At 58.1% G+C, this 18202-nt stretch carries 20 protein-coding genes and 1 pseudogene; 5 read left to right on the forward strand and 16 right to left on the reverse strand.

The annotated features are described in order from the left end of the window. Window positions 1-432, forward strand: a 432-nt coding sequence (locus AC1RT6_RS09850; protein ID WP_493029480.1) for an alginate export family protein, incomplete at its 5' end; no start/stop codon positions are given. Between the two features lie 293 nt (window positions 433-725). On the opposite strand, the gene AC1RT6_RS09855 is transcribed toward AC1RT6_RS09850, so the two are convergent. Together AC1RT6_RS09855 and AC1RT6_RS09860 are read right to left on the reverse strand one after the other, a co-directional pair. Continuing rightward, window positions 726-1277 (reverse strand): tetratricopeptide repeat protein, encoded by a 552-nt coding sequence (locus AC1RT6_RS09855; protein WP_472790316.1) that lies wholly within the window; start codon window positions 1275-1277, stop codon window positions 726-728. Beyond that, window positions 1249-1464: pseudogene (locus tag AC1RT6_RS09860) on the reverse strand (secretin GspD/PilQ domain-containing protein); the annotation flags it as partial. The gene AC1RT6_RS09855 and the pseudogene AC1RT6_RS09860, both read right to left, overlap by 29 nt. Window positions 1465-1566: 102 nt before the next feature. Here AC1RT6_RS09860 and AC1RT6_RS09865 point away from each other — a divergent pair. Beyond that, on the forward strand, window positions 1567-2172 hold the full coding sequence (locus AC1RT6_RS09865) for a hypothetical protein (protein WP_079445821.1): 606 nt from the start codon (window positions 1567-1569) through the stop codon (window positions 2170-2172). A gap of 28 nt (window positions 2173-2200) precedes the next feature. Here the strand turns inward: AC1RT6_RS09865 and AC1RT6_RS09870 are convergent, their stop codons facing one another. The 4 genes from AC1RT6_RS09870 to AC1RT6_RS09885 all read right to left on the reverse strand — a co-directional run bounded on the left by AC1RT6_RS09870 (window position 2201) and on the right by AC1RT6_RS09885 (window position 4358). Beyond that, window positions 2201-2662 carry a prepilin peptidase gene (locus tag AC1RT6_RS09870; protein WP_079445817.1) on the reverse strand — a complete coding sequence of 154 codons (462 nt, stop codon included), beginning with the start codon at window positions 2660-2662 and terminating at the stop codon, window positions 2201-2203. A 207-nt stretch (window positions 2663-2869) separates the two neighbouring features. After that, a complete protein-coding gene (locus AC1RT6_RS09875) occupies window positions 2870-3556 on the reverse strand; it encodes an energy transducer TonB (protein ID WP_472790319.1) in 687 nt (228 codons plus the stop codon). Window positions 3557-3610: 54 nt separating this feature from the next. Next, a complete protein-coding gene (locus AC1RT6_RS09880) occupies window positions 3611-3994 on the reverse strand; it encodes an ExbD/TolR family protein (RefSeq protein WP_079445815.1) in 384 nt (127 codons plus the stop codon). Further along, window positions 3987-4358 (reverse strand): MotA/TolQ/ExbB proton channel family protein, encoded by a 372-nt coding sequence (locus tag AC1RT6_RS09885; RefSeq protein WP_079445814.1) that lies wholly within the window; start codon window positions 4356-4358, stop codon window positions 3987-3989. The genes AC1RT6_RS09880 and AC1RT6_RS09885 overlap by 8 nt, the downstream gene beginning before the upstream one ends. A 415-nt stretch (window positions 4359-4773) precedes the next feature. On the opposite strand from AC1RT6_RS09885, the gene AC1RT6_RS09890 reads away from it, so the two are divergent. Next, window positions 4774-5007, forward strand: coding sequence for a hypothetical protein (locus tag AC1RT6_RS09890; protein WP_079445813.1), 234 nt, complete (start codon window positions 4774-4776; stop codon window positions 5005-5007). A 705-nt stretch (window positions 5008-5712) separates the two neighbouring features. Here the strand turns inward: AC1RT6_RS09890 and AC1RT6_RS09895 are convergent. The 9 genes from AC1RT6_RS09895 to AC1RT6_RS09935 all read right to left on the reverse strand — a co-directional run bounded on the left by AC1RT6_RS09895 (window position 5713) and on the right by AC1RT6_RS09935 (window position 13353). Further along, window positions 5713-6117 carry a winged helix-turn-helix domain-containing protein gene (locus tag AC1RT6_RS09895; protein WP_079445812.1) on the reverse strand — a complete coding sequence of 135 codons (405 nt, stop codon included), beginning with the start codon at window positions 6115-6117 and terminating at the stop codon, window positions 5713-5715. Between the two features lie 610 nt (window positions 6118-6727). After that, window positions 6728-6937, reverse strand: coding sequence for a cold-shock protein (locus tag AC1RT6_RS09900; RefSeq protein ID WP_079445811.1), 210 nt, complete (start codon window positions 6935-6937; stop codon window positions 6728-6730). A 258-nt stretch (window positions 6938-7195) separates the two neighbouring features. Continuing rightward, window positions 7196-7444: a hypothetical protein gene (locus tag AC1RT6_RS09905; protein WP_079445810.1), complete on the reverse strand. Its 249-nt coding sequence runs from the start codon at window positions 7442-7444 to the stop codon at window positions 7196-7198. Window positions 7445-7781: 337 nt separating this feature from the next. After that, window positions 7782-8234, reverse strand: coding sequence for a DUF2721 domain-containing protein (locus AC1RT6_RS09910; protein ID WP_079445820.1), 453 nt, complete (start codon window positions 8232-8234; stop codon window positions 7782-7784). A 296-nt stretch (window positions 8235-8530) separates the two neighbouring features. Continuing rightward, the gene (locus AC1RT6_RS09915; RefSeq protein ID WP_079445809.1) at window positions 8531-9085 is read right to left on the reverse strand and encodes a thioredoxin family protein; all 555 of its coding nucleotides are present in this window, start codon (window positions 9083-9085) and stop codon (window positions 8531-8533) included. Window positions 9086-9392: 307 nt separating this feature from the next. Then, window positions 9393-9662 (reverse strand): hypothetical protein, encoded by a 270-nt coding sequence (locus AC1RT6_RS09920; RefSeq protein WP_079445808.1) that lies wholly within the window; start codon window positions 9660-9662, stop codon window positions 9393-9395. Next, window positions 9643-11142 carry a S8 family peptidase gene (locus AC1RT6_RS09925; RefSeq protein ID WP_079445807.1) on the reverse strand — a complete coding sequence of 500 codons (1500 nt, stop codon included), beginning with the start codon at window positions 11140-11142 and terminating at the stop codon, window positions 9643-9645. Before AC1RT6_RS09925 ends, AC1RT6_RS09920 begins: the two co-directional genes overlap by 20 nt. Window positions 11143-11181: 39 nt before the next feature. Beyond that, window positions 11182-12687 carry a tyrosinase family protein gene (locus AC1RT6_RS09930; protein WP_158081496.1) on the reverse strand — a complete coding sequence of 502 codons (1506 nt, stop codon included), beginning with the start codon at window positions 12685-12687 and terminating at the stop codon, window positions 11182-11184. A 102-nt stretch (window positions 12688-12789) separates the two neighbouring features. After that, window positions 12790-13353: a hypothetical protein gene (locus AC1RT6_RS09935; protein WP_472790327.1), complete on the reverse strand. Its 564-nt coding sequence runs from the start codon at window positions 13351-13353 to the stop codon at window positions 12790-12792. 272 nt (window positions 13354-13625) lie between these two features. On the opposite strand from AC1RT6_RS09935, the gene AC1RT6_RS09940 reads away from it, so the two are divergent. Next, the gene (locus tag AC1RT6_RS09940) at window positions 13626-15920 is read left to right on the forward strand and encodes a T6SS phospholipase effector Tle1-like catalytic domain-containing protein (RefSeq protein WP_079445804.1); all 2295 of its coding nucleotides are present in this window, start codon (window positions 13626-13628) and stop codon (window positions 15918-15920) included. A gap of 85 nt (window positions 15921-16005) precedes the next feature. On the opposite strand, the gene AC1RT6_RS09945 is transcribed toward AC1RT6_RS09940, so the two are convergent. Next, complete coding sequence (locus tag AC1RT6_RS09945) at window positions 16006-16710, reverse strand: hypothetical protein (protein WP_244553414.1); 705 nt, start codon at window positions 16708-16710, stop codon at window positions 16006-16008. Between the two features lie 929 nt (window positions 16711-17639). On the opposite strand from AC1RT6_RS09945, the gene AC1RT6_RS09950 reads away from it, so the two are divergent. Continuing rightward, window positions 17640-18050 carry a hypothetical protein gene (locus AC1RT6_RS09950; RefSeq protein ID WP_139372830.1) on the forward strand — a complete coding sequence of 137 codons (411 nt, stop codon included), beginning with the start codon at window positions 17640-17642 and terminating at the stop codon, window positions 18048-18050. The last annotated feature ends 152 nt before the right edge of the window (window positions 18051-18202 follow it).

Here is an 18202-nt window from a genome sequence, read left to right on the forward strand (position 1 = left end):
GCCAGCGGCGACAGCGCCAACCCTGCCACCTTCACCCGTTTCGATACCCTGTTCGGCGCCCGGCGCTGGGAATACGGTCCGACCAGCCTTTACGGCGCGGTGCAGCGGTCCAACCTGATCTCGCCGGGCATACGATTGGAGGTCACGCCGAGCCCGATCTGGGATGCCTTCGTCACCTACCGCCCGCTCTTCCTGGCGGACGCGACCGACTCCTTCGCCACCACAGGGGTACGGGACCGTACCGGCCGATCCGGCAACTTCGCCGGCCAGCAGATCGAGACTCGCCTGCGGTACTGGCTCATCCCGGACGCCTGGCTGATGGATACCGGCGTCACCTACCTGATCAAAGGCAGATTCCTGCAGACCGCCCCCAACGCGCCTGCCACAGCCGACACCTTCTACGGCTATCTCCAGACCAGCTTCTTCTTCTAAAGACCGCGCCGGCCCAACAGCAAATGCCTGTGGGCCGGTATCTATTTTTTCGGCGGCAGAATAGAAGAAGGTCGGCAGTTGCCGGGTGAACCGCTCATCACCCTGTTCAATCATCGCGTGGCGGCAACATGACATAACGATACCACGCCAAAAGATCCGACTCCGGCCGAACGCACGGATCTCGCGAGTCAGATAGATGCAGTCCTCGCGCGTCCAATATAGCCAAGCTCAAACGAGATACGAATGGCGGATCGTGCATTCGCCTCCTTCCTAAAATGATTGAGAGTCTTGGCTTACAATCGTCCCGGTGCCCAGATCAGCGCGAGACGCTGACCCTCGTGAATCTGAGCAGGCGACATTTTGGACGCCACGGCGTTTCGCAGTCGCAGGTAGTAGTCGCGCTCGCGCCGTGGAGCGTGGGCAGCCGCCAGATTCAGCCATTTATAGGCCAGCACGACATCCCGCGGCACGCCGTGGCCTTTGTCATACATCAAACCCAGCATGCCCTGCCCGAATGGATTACCCTGGATCGCCGCGTCGAAGTATAGATCAACTGCGGCGTCATAGGCCTGCGGCGCGCCGTAGCCGTTTTCGTACATAAAGCCAAGAAGGACCTGCGCTTTGGCATTGTTCCGCAGGGCCAGCGGCGTCAGTATCCGGACAGCGCTGACATAATCACCCCGTGAATAGGCCGCGTTAGCGCGCGTTAGCGCATCAGCCGAGGCGGCTCGCAGCGGCATGAGACAGCAGGCGAACAGAACGAAGCTCGCCACCAAAGCCAATCGCTGCGACGGCTTTGGCCCACGCGTCACAATATTAGTGGACGGTGCGAACGCGAAGGTCATCAATGCTCGCTCCCACACTGCCGCGCAATTTCGTGCGCAGTTCCTCTGCGACGTGATGCGCATCGGTGCCGTCGCGGATGATCTGCGGACGGATGAAAATGATCAATTCAGTGCGGGTGCCTTTCTTGCGCTGGTGCGCGAAAGCGTCTCCAAACCCCTGGATTTCGTCAAGCAGAGGGATGCCGTTATCCGGACAATGGCGAGGCGCAAAATGACGTCGCCGCGCAAAATCGCCGTGATACTCACGCTGCTTTTGCTGGGGTTTGGTATTCCGGCTTCGACTCGCGCGTTGCAATCGGACGTCGACGACATTGATCTGGATAAGCCGCGCCGGGACAACGCATCCTCAGCGCGCTCGCTCTGGGATCAGCCTGCTCCGTCAGCGCCGACGGTGGTGCGGCCGCCGCCACCTCCTCAAGCGAAGGAGGAGCGCACGCCGAGCGCCAATCCGCTTTGGGCTATCCCGCTCGCAACACTCACCCATACGCGCGAGCGACCGGTCTTCTCGCAAACGCGCCGACCAGCCCGGGCCGCCGTGGCATCTCCGGCAGATGCGAAAGCGAAAGCGCCCCCTCCACCACCCCGTGCGGAAAGCCCGCAATTGTCGCTGGTCGGAACGGTGGTTGGCGAGGATACGAGTTTGGGCGTTTTTATTAACTCCGAGACTCGCGCGTCTCTCCGCCTGAAAATCGGCGACGATTTCCAGGGCTGGAAGCTGCGCTCGGTGCAAGGCCGCAAGGTAACGCTGACACACGGCGATCAGAGCGCGATCCTGAGCCTGCCGCAACCGGGGACTGTTAAAGCAAGCGCGCAACCGCCCGCAAACGCCGCCGCCGCGACCACGAAGGCACGTGCCGACAACCTGCCGCGGTCTCAGCCGAAATCTCCGCGTTAAATTGGAATACAACCGTTTCCGGAAACGGTCAGCCTTGTTGCTGCAGAAGGATTACCGCAAGCAGACCGAACGCGAGAAACGGACCAAACGGCAGCGCCGTTAACCGCGTTACCGGCCGCTTCGAAAGCCTCATGAGTCCGGCCGCCGCAAGCGCGGTGCCCGAGGCGATCAGAAGCTGAGTCGGTATGCCGACAATGCCGATCCAAACGGCGGAAGCTGCGAGCAACTTGACGTCGCCGAGTCCAAGTCCCTGAAACTTGCGCCACTTGAAATAGAGCCAACGCAACAGCCAGACCATTGCGCCGATAACGACGCCCTCGCAAAGCATAGCGACCGCGGGCACCCAGCCCGCGAGCGCCGCCATCCGCACCAAACCGATCGCGGCAATCAGCAGATTGAGCCAGTCGGGAATAATGCCTTCGCGCAGGTCAATCCATGCGAGCCAGACACACGCAAGACCGAGCAGGATCAGAGACGCCGTCGCGATCATCCGTACCGGTTTAAATAAAAAAAGTCTCAGAGGACGCCTCGGGAACGAAGCGACCATTCTCATCAGCTTATTGACGGGGAAGAATCGCTCAGGCTTTTGCTTCTACCGACTCGAGTTGAAAATTATGCAGGGTTCAGATCGAATGGGTTAGAGCCAACGATCACCTTTCACTTGTGGCCTTGCTAGTCCAAGGGCCTGGTAGGCTACCTAGTTCTTCTTCCCGTAACCGACGACGAAGGCAACATTCATCTCGCTTGGCGGCGGTTCGAAGGGTGCGCTGGCGCGGACGGTTGCGAGCGCGCTGGCATCGAGCTTCGACTGGCCGCTGCTTTCCGCGATCGCCAGCGTGCCGGGCTTGATCTGCCCGCTGGGAGCGAGCGTGAAGGACACCCTCGCATTGCCATGCAGACCGGCTCCGCGGCCTTCGTTTGGATATACCAGATGGGCCTGGACCTTCTTGGTCAGGCGCTTGACATATTTGCGTATGCGGTCCGCCTCGAGATCCCGCTCGGCTTTAAGAATCTGCGCCTTCTGCTGTTCATCGGGATCCTTCACCTGGTGCACCTGTGGAGGAGCCGGCGGTTGCGGCGCGGAGATCTGCGGTTGTGGCTCCAGCGGCTTGGCGCCTTCATCCTCCCGCGGCTCGGGCGGTGGCTCCTCCTGCGGCGGCGGCGGCGGTTGTTGCTCCGGCGGCGGCTGGTCAGGCGGCGCTTGCGCCACTTTTTCCTCGACCTGCGTATCGGAAATCTCGCCCTCCAACTCCACGACGAGCATCTCGGCGTCGTCGGGCGGCGGCGTCAAACTGTTCACGACAAACGGCAGCGCCACCGCCGAATGCAGCGCCAGCGAAACAGCCATGCCGTGCCAGATCGTGAACTTCAGCGCCCGATTCATGATCTCTCTCGCGACGCACGACGATGAACGCTCAAACGACTGCCCGCTATCATGTCATTTGGCCGCGTTCTGGGTCTGCACCGCGACCCTGGTGAACTTGAGCTGCTTGAGCACATCGGTGACGTCGACGAACTGCTGGAATTGGATCGCACGGTCGGCCCGGATCAGGAACGAAGTCTCCGGCGCCAAGTCCTTCGCCTTCTCAGTCAGCGTGTCCTTCGTGACCTGCTCGCCGTCAAAATAGATCACACCGCCGACGGCCAGCTCAATCGTCTTGTCCTTCTGCTTGTTGGTCTCGGCATGCGCGGTCTGCGGCAACGCGATCGGAATGCGGCCGGTGGCGATGAAGCTCGCGGTCGTCAGCACGATGGTCAGCAACACCAGCATGATGTCGACAAACGGGATGACGTTGAGGGTGTCGATAGGCTCTTCATCCATGAGCGCTCTCCCGAGCGATCTCCCATTCCAGCATCATCACTTTCGCCTTGCGCAGAAGCGCGTTGTAAATCACCACCGAGACCAGCGCGACGATCAGGCCGGCAGCGGTGGCCTTCAACGCCAGCGCCAGACCGATCATGATCTTGCTGGTGTCGATCGAGGTATCGAGGCCCAACGTGTAAAAGGTCAGCATGATGCCGAGCACGGTGCCAAGCAGTCCGATATAGGGCGCGTTGGAGGCGACCGAGGCGACGACGAACAGCCGCTGGGTCAATTTCAGTTCCAGAGCCTTGATGCTAGCGAAGGCTTTCGGGTCGACGGTGCGATAGAAAAAGATGCGCTCGAAGGCGATGGTTGAAAACATAAACGCCAGCCCGTTGTGGGCTGGCGCCTGCCTCGCGTCTTGCAGAACCCCGGAGCGGTCACCGACCTTATCAGAGGCTTGTCTTTCGAGTTCCGCGCAGTCCGCGGCAAGGTCTGCCTTTCAGGTCTGGACAGGTCGCGCGGAACAAGGCGTCGCTAGATCTGGCCGTAGCAATGGTTAGTAAGGAAAGTCGGCCAGTAGGTACCGCTGACGTTATTCAGCATGAAATCGAGGAGATCAGTACCAATGGTATCCTGAGCGGGGACTCCTGAATCGATCCGAATGCCTTCTCGAAGGCCCAAATCTGTCCCGGCATCGCGCCAATCAAGTCAGGCACCCCGGATTACGTCTATGTTGAATTCACCGGCTCGAACTATGTCCTGCTGCAGGGAGTGAACCGGTCGAGCCATGACAGATGCGGATGACCTTTCCGAAGCCGGGCTGCCTCGAGGCCGTGAAGTCCGCACGTAAATCTTTTGCAGGCTCGAAGAAATTTGACGCCACGGCAATGGTGGCAACGGGCGGCGCGACTGTCGGCAAGCAGGTCGCCGCCCCTGCAGAGGTTGCAGCAAGAGCGCCGATGGCTGTGGCCGAACTCCACCAGTCGCCGAGTTTTGGCGTATCCCGCTTCTCGCGCGATATTATTTAAGACATTTCTGGACATAAGTTTCCCTTTCACCCATCGAGCGTCCGGGCAGCGACTGCCACCGATGCCGCTCCTAAAATATATGATGAATTCAATTTGGATATGATATATTCATATGAATATATCGAATACCTTTAAAATCATGCGAGTCAATTGAGAAGTTGCGCGACGGGTTTAAGCAACCTTCGGATGCGGACCGGCCCTTTAATCTAATTTGCAATAGGTCGGCGCTGACTCAGCATGACGTGCCGCGATCTAAATGACAGCACCTCAAAAGGTAAGATTCTCGATAGAGAGAGCTTCCGCATTTGTTAAACGCCAAAGGCTCTGCCTCTACTCCTACGCAGAGACGAAACTTGACGAAAGGTCCGACCGCTTGGGAGACCTGCGGTGTGGCGATATTATACGGATCTAGTCGCCATCAATCTGCATGCCGTTATGAAGCTGCCGCTTCGCTATGTCAGCGAAACCGATGCGTTGGCAAAGCCGCGGCTTCGAAATCAGCGACACACTCATTCAAATACAAGCGGGCCGGAGCTAATGCTCCGGCCCGTTTTTCCGATACCAGATCAATACTCTGGAATTGAAACCAGACCTGAGTGCGCCAGTGTGAATGATCGTGCCGACGTGCTCGCCATGCAAAACGGCGGTGAGCCGTCCGGGGTGCGGTAGAAAACTGAACCGCTCGGGCATCAGAGCGCAGCCAAATCAACGGGCTTTGACGTCCCTGTCTCGTTCCATGCTTTTCTTCGGATGCCGGATGTCGTTTCGTAGCGCCTCGAGTTCCTTGTGGACCGCGCTGGCGGCATCGCGTTCTATCTTGCGATAGCGAGCGACCAGGGCGACCCCGAAGGGGGTCAGGACCGCGCCGCCGCCGTTCTTGCCGCCGGTCTGCCGCGCGACTGCCGCCTGCCGGCAGATGCGATTTGTTTCATCGACGAGATCCCACGCGCGCTTGTAGGACATGTCCATGGCACGTCCAGCGGCCGAAATTGAGCCGCAAGTCTGTATGCTTTCAAGGAGCTGAATTTTTCCGGGTCCAATGCGGCACTCTGGATCGAGATCGATCCGCAAAATCAGTGAGGGTAATGCTCTGTTGGATGAGGCCGGCATTTCACACTCAATGCGCCCAGAAGATGAGTCTCCAACATTATCATTTGTAACGTCAATTTTCTATCGCTAAGCGTGTCAGCCAAAGCTGCGTTGAAAAGGGAGTGTCCCGCCATCAGCGGTGTTAAACGTCCGCACTGAGCGGGCTATGATCGTTGGACGCAAGCGCCACTTCGCCAAAGAATGAATCCGTCAGGATGCTCTCACGTAAATCCAATGTGATCCTGACCGTGTGAGGAGAAGATAAGGGCTGGCTGGTCGGGCATCTAGGTCGAGATCCGACTGAGCAGATATCGCAGACCAGACGCCTGCTGACCCGCTCTATCTGTCATCCTGAACAATTTGGCAAAAACAGAAGTCGGCTTTTCCCGTTTCGTCTAATATCTACTAGAAGCTCCGCGACCGCCAGCCGACAACCCGTGCCAAATGTCTCGCCATCCCCAATAATGCATGCGCAGACAATTGGAATACGGCAGGCTGTGACGATTACCCAATGCGACACAAAAGCGTTTGGAGTTCACCGATGCGCGTATTCAACCGATCCAGGGGGTGAAGCTCGTCCAATATTGAAACCGACGAGCCCCTTCAGTACAATACATCCGTAGATTTGTTCTCACCTTAGAGACAAATTCTCCGCGCTCACCTTACCACGCGCCTCATCGGTCTTGGCTTCAAAAGACACCTTTTGACCTTCGCCAAGACTGTTCAACCCGGCGCGCTGAACAGCGCTGATGTGCACGAACACGTCACTGCCGCCACCATCCGGCTGGATAAATCCATAGCCCTTTTGGCCGTTAAACCACTTTACTGTACCTGTCGACATTCTCTTCTCCAGAGTATCACAAAGAAAGCCGCGCCATCCACCGAGATGAACAGCGCGGGAAGTCTTGGGAACGCTAGTGGCCCGAAACCGGGTCACAACCGCCTTGCGGCGAATACGGACGGAGGGAGCATGTCCATCGTCGTATTCAACTATATATATCGTAGTTTTTCAAAATTGCACAACAAACTTTTTTCGGGGTCAGGGCATGTGCCTGCGGATCATCTCCCCTTCGTGAACCATGACATTTCGGCGTATCCGTCACTTACCCATCTTAGCTTTGATCGATTTCAACTCCTTCGCACAACCGATGGTCACGTCGTCCTTATGTTGCTTAAGACACTGAATTATTTTGCCACCGCCTGGCTCTATGCCAGGACATATTCTGGCCGCGTCTGCTTTGCAGGCAGCAAGCGCACCGGCTTGAGCTTTGGATTCTTGAGATGCGGAAATCGTGAACAGGAGGACCGCAAGAAGCGAACCTGTAACCTGGTGTGTAAGCATTGTCATAACTTCGTTTCCTCTGCCACAAAGCAACAAAGCGCGAGATGGATTATGATAGCGCCCGAACAACTGCCTTGATCTAAGTCAATGCAATCGAGTGTGAACAGGTTTTCGAAGCTGTCGGTGATGCTTACACCGGACGACCTTGCAAGATGACTCACTCTCCGAAGTAGGCTTCCTTTCAGGAAGCACTCGGATGAGGATCGACCCGCTTCAAATGCAGTGACTGACCATTCGTGCAGTCCCCCGCATCTCGTTCGGCCGACGCGCGAGTCTTTGGAGACATGGTCATTGTAACGCGTTCAGAATGCTGCGATGCCTACCGCCAAGTTCAAATTGCAGCTTACCGGTAAAGGTCGACCTCGTGGAGAGCCAGTCTGGTCTCGCGGGCCAGATCAACTAATGAAACACTGAACAGGATCATGGCGGCCATGAACAAGAGCGCGATTCCATACTCGTGCCGGAGATGAAGAAACGCACTGACGAATGCTCCGAAAATGATCAGAGCGGTCGTGATTGCGGCCAGGATCGAGCAGAAGAGCGATCGGTTCAAAAGGACAGCGCGACGCCTGAGCCGAGGCAAATCACTTCGAAAGTGAAGTCGCGAAACGTCGTCATCAGGGATACTGTGGATGAAATGCAATCGGTCGATCACGCGATTGATGCGCGATATCACGACGGAGATGAAGGACGCGACCGCACCGAGTAGAAATGCCGGGGCAGCAACATTCGAAATTATCCGAGCGAATTGATCGATCGAAGGCGTCACCGGTAGTAGTCCAATCACAGTTCCCATGGGTTCATGCCAACTAAAAAACGATTGAAAACAGCCTGCCGCTTGAATGAAGCTGAGACTCGCTCTGAGCGCAAGATGGGAGAGCCCGGGACGGTTCGGATAATCGAATACGTTGTAGACGAGCGTCTCGCCCAATGGTTGCACAGTTTAGTTTGCTTATTAACCCGATGAGTCGCTTCAACTGGTAGCGCGAGGCGGACGTTGGAATCGTATGAAAGCGACCCGCGCGGACGGCATGTCTATGCTCGCCTGACTTCGAACCGCGTAGCTGGTGCGGCTCGATGACAGCGCTCGGCTTATGCATCCTTCCATTTGATCGAGCAGCCAAGGGACGGATTTTGATCAGCTGGCGCCACACCGGTCCTCGCAATCGCGCGCATGGCCTCGACGAGCTCTCGGGGCGCCTCCGCGCGGGGCGCAGTTTTGCGGCCTTCGTCGAGGCGACCCCGGTACTTGAGCTTGCGGTCGGCGCTGTAGCCAAAGAAGTCCGGCGTACACACCGCTCCATACGCCCGCGCGACCGCTTGGGTCTCGTCGTGCAGATAAGGAAATGGGAAACCATGAGCCTTGGCGAAATGCTGCATATTCTCAAATGAATCTTCGGGACGGTTCGCCGCATCGTTCGAACAAATCGCCACAAAACCAACGCCCTCAGACATCAGCACCCGCGCGTCCGCAACCATGCGGTCGATCACCGCTTTGACGTAGGGGCAATGATTGCAGATGAAGGCGACGACGGTGCCCTTTTGGCCCGCAAGGTCGTCCAGTCCGTAAGTCTTGCCGTCAGTCGCTGGAAGCCGAAACTCAACCGCCGGCGTATCGAAAGTAACTTGGTCGGCTGTGATCGCCATCTCGCATCTCCTTATAGCCGAAATAGAAATATGTGATCGGGTTCTAAAGTCTGACTCCCTTCTCGGCTGCAGGGAGATGATGAGATCGTTTTGCGGCCCGCGATCCCGACACGTCGCCCTGAGGGTCGTGAGCTCCTGCCCGTACGTTCGGATGGTGGACAAATGCAGAGGATGTACGGCATCTTATCTCGAAAGCGAATGACCAGTTCAAAGCCTTTTTATTATTGTATGAGCCTTCCATCCTTCATGCCTGTTGCCACAGCTGCATGCCGTCTCGCGATAGGGTGACTGACCTCGTGAATGACGATCAAGGCTTGCGTCTCGGAGGCCGTGCAGATTCCTGGAACGGCTTCACGGGGCTATATTGCCGCTCCTCTGAAAATTGCAGCCCAAGTTGTCCGTCCGTTACAGCCTGTAAATCTTCGCTGGTGCCCTCGACCCGCAACATCTTCGTCGAGCGTTCAATGATTTGAAGGCCAGGGTGATTCTTCACCACTTCGACCACCTGATCGGGTAGCGGCCCCGGGCCTCGTTGCCTTAGAATAAAAACGACCACCTTACGCGTCGCCTCCTTCATACGGTATCCCAGCCCCCTGCAGATCGGCAGGGAAGCCGAGCGAGGCCGCCGCGCCTAACACGAGCTGCGCGAGCCGCGTCGAACGCTCTGACCTCCGAGGCATGCTGAGGACGTCTGCGTTGCGGGCAAGCATCCGTGCCGCCATTGCACTAACAACCGGACAGGCCATCGAGGTCCCACTCAACACTCCGTACCCGCCCGGCACTGTTGAGACCACGCCAGCCCCCGGTGCTGTGAGGTCCACCTCGAGGCCCGCGTTGGAGAACGCGGCGATGTAGTCGTCGGAATCAAGACCAAACGGCGGCGTCACGTCGGCCGCCTCCACCGACTCATCCGGAAAGGTTCCTCTTCGGCCTAGCGCTGAAACCGCAAGGCAGAGCGAGTCGCGCGCCGGAAATCCCACGCTTTGGCGAAACGAGTTCCCCGTAGCTGCAACCGGTAGCACCCCGCCTTCGCGTGCATCCTCAATCGCGGTGCGCACAGCCGGATCTTCAACACCATCTTCAAGAATAAAACTCATGTTGAGGATGTCGCAGCCGTCACGAACCGCGGCGTCGATCGCCTTTGCAACCGAGAAATTGGATGCAAGACCGCCCGCTGAGCCGAACGCCCGGTAACTTCGAATCCGAGCGCCCGGGGCAATGCCCCGAACTCCCGCCGGGGCCGTGCCCCGGCTCGCAATGATTCCGGCCACGTGAGTGCCATGCCCGGAGCCGTTGTCCGCGTCGCCCTCGCAGACCAGGTCTGCATGAGGCCCGACACCACCATCAATGACTCCGACGGTGACGCCGGCACCGGTGTCAGCTTTAGCGCTTGGAAAGAAGTGTCTAAGGCTGTCGGCGCGCGTCAAATCGATCGGCTGCAAAGAGAGGGTCGCTCCATCGTCGAGCACGAAGTCGGATTGAAAAAGCCCCCAATACCCAGCGAGTGGCGGGTATACGTAGAGCCTCTCAAGCCGCACCGGCATGGTCTCGAACGCGAGCAGAGCCAGTCCGTCCTCGTCGGATACGCCATTCCGCCCCTCCCGGGTCGCGAAATTCGTAAGAGCCACGACTTGAGCGTTTTGAACGGGGCGTCCCGTCAGCCTATCGACGATCCTGAGAGAAAGCGAACCTACGCTTCCAGAATCAGTAGCCACAGAGAGCGCTGCAGGCCGAGGGGCCAAAGCAGGCCGGTAATGAACGACCGGAACCAAGTCAAGCTCGGGGAATGCCGCCCGAAAAGCTGGAATGTCCCGCCTGATCACCTCAATCAGCTTGGGCCCATCTCCGCGGATCGAATCGATGACATGGCAGCGAACGCCCTTCGCCAGGGTCACGGCTGCGCGAAGTTCAGGCAGCCGATCCGTTTCGTGCAGAACATCCACCAGCGAGTCCAGCTTGCGCAGAACCCTCCTGGCGGCCGCCGACAGGGACGGTCCCCGAGCGCGCAACCTGCGCCGCGACATGAGTATCAGTTGCTCGATACGGTCGTCGTTCATTGGCCGAGCTCCCAGGCCACGCCGACAGGACGGCCTAGACTACTGCCGTACGAGGGCAACCGACCCGACCGCTGGCCGCGCGTCCGCTGCCGCCGCGCCCGCGGGCGCGATGCGCACCGTCGGAGGAGTGCCATTGCCCGCCGCGGCGCCCGTGACCCTGTCCGTCACGTCAAAGCTGTAGAACTTATCGGACTGTACCATGCCGCCGTGCTCGCCGTGTCCCACGGCGTCGAAGAAGTTGATCGCACCCACGGGGCCCGAAGCCGGGCCGGAGGGAGCGCCAGACGGCGGATCGAGATAGACGTTGTAGCGGATCCCGGGCTGGGCGTGTGCTTGCAGATTTTGCAGGACCAGGAAGACTCGCTGGTTTTGGCCACCCGCCGCGATCTGCGCGCTCATCGGCACCGCGGCAGTCGTCGTGAGAGGCACTGATACCGCCGCCCCGCTCAGATTGACAGGCCCGGGCTGCGCTTGCTGGGCGATGATCGATGGAGCAAAAGCAGCAACCATAGCTCCAGCCGGCGTCGGCGAAAGCGGCGGCACTGGTACTGGCTGATCGTAGGTATAGGCACCGTCCTCGATCGCCTCGGGCTCCACGAAGTCACGGTTGACCGGGTCCACCCGGCTGCTGTTTTCGTTGGCAAACGCGAAACTCTGGTCGAGCCAACTCGTACTGGTCGGGTTCTTTCGCCCCGCCTTATTCCAACTCCACCACATACGGTCGATGTTGCAGTGATGGAGCCAGAAGATCGGGTCCCGCGCTGCCCATGGCACGCTGCCCATGTTCGAAGTGTTTCCGACGAGCACGTGGACATCGCCGTGAATCCCCCTCTCAACATCAGCGCTAAAACCGAGCGCGACACCTTTTATGTCGAAATCCCGTCGGGCAAGCGCATCAAGATTTAACGGCGCATCCGCATCCTGATCGATGGGCTGCCCTCCATTCACATTGGCCGTGCCAGGAATGGAGCCGTCGTTGCGATTTGCGCGGAAGAGCACCTTGTACAAAGGATCATTCGGTCTGCGAAACTGTTCAGGGATCGCCTTCTTTCCGTCGGTCGTGTAGTCCCAATATGGAAGCGTGAAGGTGGCGTCGTTGAGCTGTTTCTGGATGATCCGCTCGAAGAGATAGACGTACATGCGATGCCATGGGAGGAACATTCGCTGTTGCTGTGGTAGTCCGTTCGCCTGATGCGGTTGGCATGTATTCCACGTCGCGAGCGCGAGAAGCCGGCTCGGATCGTTCGGCGGCGCCCCGGAATAAAGCCGCGCGACCTCTGCCGCCATTCCCTTAGTGGGATCGACCGAGTGCGTGTACCATTGGAACAGCCAAGATAACGGACTGGCCTCCGGTGTCTGCGCCATCATCTTGGCGACGGCTCGGGCATATTTTTCCAGCATTCCCTGTCCCTGCGGGCTTGTCGCCTCGAACCGAGTCAGGACGGTAGCTGGTTGTGCGTGCGCTTGATGAACCCAGGCCGGCAGCGGAATTGTTGCAAGAGCCGCACCGCTGGCAATGAAGTTTCTGCGTGAAAGCACGGGCATGGTCGTCCTCCTCGAAGCTGCACCGGAGGAGAGTACACGAACAACCATGAGCAGCAACAGCTTAACCGCACCCGCAAACCGATGCGCCCATTGCGCCCGCGATTACCGGGCGTCCAGCCTGATCACGCCAATAGAAACGGCAGCCTGCTCCAAGAGGGCATGCAAACGAGACCACTCCGGGGAGCCAGACGCTGCAGCCTCGGATCGCGCTCCGACCGCAGGCCGTATCGTCACGACAAGCATGCCCCGCGAGTTTGACGCAACCAGTGACCGAAATCGCTCTGTTATATCAAAACTTAGAAGTTCTCGAGTTTCAAAAAGATTGAAGCGACCAACACGCTCGTAAGAACCCAGCGCACTTTCATCTCCAATGAGCACCTCGAACAGAATGCCGGGTGGCTGGTCAAAGCGGACATGCTCCAGGACAAGGTACACCCTCGCGGCGTTCCCTATATCTGCGCTGATATCCGCAAGAGGGCGATCGCCGAATGGAATATGGGTCGGCTCGGAGCCAAGCTTGATAGGGCCCTTCCCCACCGAAATTTGTACCAAACCTGTGGCCTCGCTATTCCTTGTTGCCTTTTGAGCAACCGAGTCGCCGTTTCCGCCGGCCATTGCCGCAGTTCCAAAACTCACAGCGAACAAAGTTGCTAGGTACTTATTCATGGCTCTGCCGAGAACACATATAGGTGACGGTCGCGGCAACATCGAGGGTAGCCCGAGCGATGGAAATAACCCTTGGCCTCCGCGTTTGACTGCATCGATGATATCCTAAGGTCATCTGTCCAATGAAGGCTCAGGTCGCGGTCCGCTTGGCTAGGTATTAATCTCTCGCACACCATCTCGCTTTTTAAGCGCTAGCGCGTTCGAGCGCTTCGCGGACGTCTCTGGCTCAACAACGCCATTCGTTGTATTTTGGCAGCGTCCTAGGGGGCCGAGTGGCAGCAGAGAAAATCGTAATCCTGTCCGATGGCACGGGCAATGCGGCGTCGAGCGTGTGGCGCACCAATGTCTGGCGCATCTTCCAGGCGTTGGACCTGCGGAGCAACAAGCAGGCCGCGAAATACGATGACGGCGTGGGAACGTCATCCTTCTTGCCGCTGGCGATACTGGGAGGTGTGTTCGGTTACGGGCTCAAGCGTAATATCCTGGATGCGTACGAGTTCATCTGCCGCAACTATGATACGTTGCCGCCTTCCAAGATCTATCTATTCGGCTTCAGTCGCGGAGCGTTCACTGCCCGCGTGCTTGCGGCCCTGGTGCTCGACCAAGGTCTTGTCCAGGCGAACACCGGCGCCGAGCTGCACAATGGCGCCCTCAAAGCGTATCGAGCCTACCGCGCCAAGAATTATCACTCGATCTGGCGCATAGAGGTTCCGTTCAGGTTATTTCGAGACTACGTGCTGGTGCCGATCTGTGACAAGCTTCGCGGACGCCAGTCTTATTCCAAGATCACATTTACCCCGGTCCCGTCCTTGGAATTCCTCGGGTTGTGGGACACGGTGGCAGCCTACGGCCTGCCGATCGACGAAATGACGCGGGGCATAAGCAATTGGGTCTGGCCGCTCGAACTGCCGAACCGGGTGCTCAGCGACAAAGTCAAGTTCGCACGACACGCCCTGGCACTCGACGATGAAAGGACCACGTTCCACCCGGTCCTTTGGACCGAACAGCCGCCCGGAAAACCAGTGCCGCCTGTGCCGGAAAGTATCACCGGGGAGCGTCTGGTCCAGGCCTGGTTTACCGGGATGCATGCCAATGTCGGGGGCGGTTATCCGGACGATGCGCTCGCGTTCGTCCCTCTCTACTGGCTAATCCAGGAAGCGCAGAAGTGCGGACTGTCGTTCAAGTCCGCGCCGGCGGCCGATCCGGACGCCTTAATCGCGATGGCCTCATCGCAGGACAAGGACGGGCGCCTGTATGACTCGCGTGCCGGTCTCGGCTCCTATTATCGCTACGGTCCGCGCAAGGTCTTCGACCTGTGCAACGATCCGGCGGTAGGGGTTAGCATCCCCATGCCCAAGATTCATGAAAGTGTCTTCGGCCGCATCGACAGCGGCGCCAATGCTTACGCGCCGATTGGCCTGCCACCGGAGTATGTTGTCTTGCTCGGCGATGGCACCGTGCAGCCGCTTGATGCAACGACGTTCGAGACGCCTGCGCAGGCCGCCGCGCGTCATGTTCAGCAGGAACGGCTGTGGAATTACGTCTGGCTGCGGCGTCTTGCCTATTTTGCCACTCTTGCCGCATCGTTCCACCTGGCCGCGTTCTGGCTCTTTCACCATCTTCGCCCCGAGCATGAGTTCACATCAAGCGTCCGGCTGGTTTCGGAGGTTGTCAGGTTTTTCGAGTCGTCCCTGCCGAGATCGGTCCACTGGTGGACCGACTGGTATGCGACCAATCCGGAGTTGTTCCTGGCAGGAATTGCCGCGATCGCGCTGTTCATGAGCCTCGGTTCATCCCTGAGCGGCAACATTCACGATGGGATGCGAGTGATCTGGCAGTCGCGTGGCAGCCGATCAATCTTGCCAGACAACCTGGTCCACAAAGTCATTTACTGGTTCCGCAACCTGCGCATCTACCGATGGGTCATCCGAGTCGGCAGGCGGCATGTGCTGCCGGCTTTCTTCGCCTTGGCGATTGTGTGGATCGTTGCGACAGCTCTCAGCCATCTGGTGTTCAACATTGCGGACTCGGCTGGGGCTTTCTGCGCGGGGTCTGCAAAGGCGGAGTTGAAGGCTGTGAACCTCGGCATCCCGCAGCCCGCCAAGGATTTCTCGACCGACACGTTCTGTGCGCCGACCGGGCTGACAGTCAGAGCGGGTTATCTATACGAGATTGTTGTCATGATCGATGCTCCCTGGGCCGACGATAAGATCCCGACCACGCCGGTCGGTTTCCGGACCTCGACATTGGAAGGCGTGCAGGAATGGGCATTCAGGAGCGCTATCCTTCTCAGGCGCGTTCTTTTCCGGCCGTGGTTCAGGCTCATCGCCAGGATCGGCGAGACAGGTGTAGATGAATATTTCCTCGACCCTGTGAAGGTCAGAGGCAATACGCCGGTGTCGTTCAGGGATACGATCAGGGCTCAGCGCAGTGGGGAGCTGTTCCTCTACGTAAACGATGCGGTGATTGGTCTGCCGTGGATTTACTCGTCTTTCTATGGCCCGGACAACAATCGGGGCAGCGCGAAAGTCACGGTCAGGCTTTGCGGTCAGAAATGCCGGGAATGAGCTGATGTGATCGAGGCATCGCATCCGAGATCTTCAATTCGCCGGTTAATCGCACGCAGCTTCGATTGCATCGATGGCGCCGTATTCACATCGGCGGCGTCAATCCGTCTTTGCCATACGTGATGCGTGGAGCTTGCAAGGTTCCATCAGACTGCTTTTTCGCGGCAACAAAGATCTTGGTCCCCGGTTTAAGGTCGCTCCTGTCACCGGTGACGAAGGTGACGATCGCAGTGTCGAGGGTAACAAGAATCTTCTTTTCTATGCCCTTGTACTTGACGGAAAGTATCTGTCCATCAACCCCGGCGACAGTCTGCTCAACATTCGCGTTGGTCATTTTACTCTGCGGCTTGAGGTCCCAGTCATAGTGGCCCTCGCCTGTTCCCCGCATCGATTCCGGGAAGATGTGCACCTCGATCGCCCTTTGGCTGCCGTCTGCTTGCGTCATTCCGGTTGAGCCAACGAACATGCCGGGCTTGATCTCGGTCATCGTCGACTTCACGATTGCTACAAAGAGCGGTTTGTCGGTGAGGGTCAGCTTTACCTCCGCACCGTCGCGATTCTTGATCACGAATATCGGCCCGTCGACATGTTCAATCGTACCCCGGATACGAACGGTTTCCTGCGCCGATACAGGCAATGCGGCGCACATTAGAGCGAAGCTTGCGGCTGCGAACGCGCTCCGTTTCAAGTCTGGCATAGTGATCCCTTTCTGTGCTGCGTTTCCTCGGGGTAATCTGATCCTGCCGACGTTCTCGGCCGGGCCGAGACGATCTTGATTGAGCGTCAGCACAGGCGCATTCTTCGATAACACCCAGGCAAAATTCCGATCGGGTCTCGTCGCGGCTTTCCATTCGACCTCAAATCTGCCTTGCCTCCTCCGGCTCACCGGATGCAAACTCTACCGAAAACTGCGGAGGAGTTAATCCGCTCGCTCTGATGGAGATACGAGGGTGAAGAGCTTTGGCCTATCCACCGCAGTCGGCTTCTTACTTGCAGTCGCCCTGACGTGGTGGGTTAGACCGGACACTAGTTCGGGAACGATCTTTCTCGTTGTGACAGTGACGCTGTTTTGCACGGTCATGGGCACGATTTTTAGCTTTCTTCTTGGCGCAATCAGGAAGGAGAAATGACATGGCCAAATTGCTCATTCGCTTCACTTGCTTTGCTGCTTTGGCTCTGTGCCTCAACTTGGCCAGCGCTCGTGCTGATTGCGATCCGCGAGACCGAAATTGTGACCAAAGCTATGGCTCCGACTCTGCTCGAACAAAGGCTAATTCGTTCCGTAACTCGTCGCCGGAAGGAGTCGGCAGTCATAGGAAGAAACGCAAAGGCAGATCGGGACGCTTCGTTGGAGAGTCCGGGCCTGGACATTCGGGAAACGCTGGCTCTGGCCGGTCCAGCTACCGCAACGGTACCGGGGGCGGTGGCGGCGCTACCAACGGAAATGTAGGTCATGGACCCCGCTCCGCACCTACCATGAATCGCCCAAGCCCCTCAATCGGCGAACGTGGTGACTCTGCATCGCATAGGCCATTACAGCCTGTCCGAGCATATCTGCGGGCACAAGAGATACCGCCGTCGGATGCAGGAGCCTATGGCTTACTCGTACTACACTCAAAGCCTACTGCAGCAAGCCGTGCCAAGCTTCTGATGGTCTGCAAGGCCTTCGTTGCCTTTTTTCCGCGAAGCGAAACTTCGAGTGTTCCAGTCGTAGATCAGATGGTGACGATCTGGCCGTTGGATGATCCTCAGGCCAGCCAGGCAAAGGCTGATGACTGCGAGTTTGTCCTGGATCATTACGATCTTGTGGCCTCACAGCTCGCCATTTCAGACGCACAGAAGCAACACGTAAACTTTGAGGGAGAAGGTCCATTCCTTGTCGGTTGGTCGCCATCTAAAGCGAGAGGGGTACCTGACGCTCTAGTACTCGTCGTTGACATGTCCGCCGACAACAATCAGGCAGACATCGACCACAAGTTCAGGTTTTGGAAGAACAAGATCATTGAAGATCCGTCGCTGTGGCGAAATGGCTGGTCGGTGGAGCAAGTTCGTCAAGCGATCCATAATTTTGCAGAGGAATATGGGCAGTCGATGCTAGAGGCTATCAAGCTCTTTGGCGCTAAACCTTGACTACCCTGAGCCAAAGTCGAACACATGCGCCGTCAAGTCTCCCCGCAGTGCTAGGGGGATTTAGGACCTCGAGCGGACCGGCATTTCCACGAAATCTGCGGAAAAGCCGCTGAAGTGCTGGCCAAGTTGACGGCCTGCGCGCTGAGCGCGAC

The sequence above is a fragment of the Nitrobacter sp. MLSD-S21 genome (genome assembly GCF_058809865.1).

Excerpts from the sequence above, each read along its gene's own strand:
- AC1RT6_RS09950 (WP_139372830.1), top strand. The coding sequence starts at position 17,640 with ATGGTGACGATCTGGCCGTTGGATGATCCTCAGGCCAGCCAGGCAAAG.
- AC1RT6_RS09895 (WP_079445812.1), bottom strand. The coding sequence starts at position 6,117 with ATGCCGGCCTCATCCAACAGAGCATTACCCTCACTGATTTTGCGGATC.
- AC1RT6_RS09905 (WP_079445810.1), bottom strand. The coding sequence starts at position 7,444 with ATGACAATGCTTACACACCAGGTTACAGGTTCGCTTCTTGCGGTCCTC.
- AC1RT6_RS09880 (WP_079445815.1), bottom strand. The coding sequence starts at position 3,994 with ATGGATGAAGAGCCTATCGACACCCTCAACGTCATCCCGTTTGTCGAC.
- AC1RT6_RS09915 (WP_079445809.1), bottom strand. The coding sequence starts at position 9,085 with ATGGCGATCACAGCCGACCAAGTTACTTTCGATACGCCGGCGGTTGAG.
- AC1RT6_RS09920 (WP_079445808.1), bottom strand. The coding sequence starts at position 9,662 with ATGAAGGAGGCGACGCGTAAGGTGGTCGTTTTTATTCTAAGGCAACGA.
- AC1RT6_RS09875 (WP_472790319.1), bottom strand. The coding sequence starts at position 3,556 with ATGAATCGGGCGCTGAAGTTCACGATCTGGCACGGCATGGCTGTTTCG.
- AC1RT6_RS09900 (WP_079445811.1), bottom strand. The coding sequence starts at position 6,937 with ATGTCGACAGGTACAGTAAAGTGGTTTAACGGCCAAAAGGGCTATGGA.
- AC1RT6_RS09855 (WP_472790316.1), bottom strand. The coding sequence starts at position 1,277 with ATGACCTTCGCGTTCGCACCGTCCACTAATATTGTGACGCGTGGGCCA.
- AC1RT6_RS09925 (WP_079445807.1), bottom strand. The coding sequence starts at position 11,142 with ATGAACGACGACCGTATCGAGCAACTGATACTCATGTCGCGGCGCAGG.
- AC1RT6_RS09935 (WP_472790327.1), bottom strand. The coding sequence starts at position 13,353 with ATGAATAAGTACCTAGCAACTTTGTTCGCTGTGAGTTTTGGAACTGCG.
- AC1RT6_RS09885 (WP_079445814.1), bottom strand. The coding sequence starts at position 4,358 with ATGTTTTCAACCATCGCCTTCGAGCGCATCTTTTTCTATCGCACCGTC.
- AC1RT6_RS09870 (WP_079445817.1), bottom strand. The coding sequence starts at position 2,662 with ATGATCGCGACGGCGTCTCTGATCCTGCTCGGTCTTGCGTGTGTCTGG.
- AC1RT6_RS09910 (WP_079445820.1), bottom strand. The coding sequence starts at position 8,234 with ATGGGAACTGTGATTGGACTACTACCGGTGACGCCTTCGATCGATCAA.
- AC1RT6_RS09890 (WP_079445813.1), top strand. The coding sequence starts at position 4,774 with ATGCGGATGACCTTTCCGAAGCCGGGCTGCCTCGAGGCCGTGAAGTCC.
- AC1RT6_RS09930 (WP_158081496.1), bottom strand. The coding sequence starts at position 12,687 with ATGCCCGTGCTTTCACGCAGAAACTTCATTGCCAGCGGTGCGGCTCTT.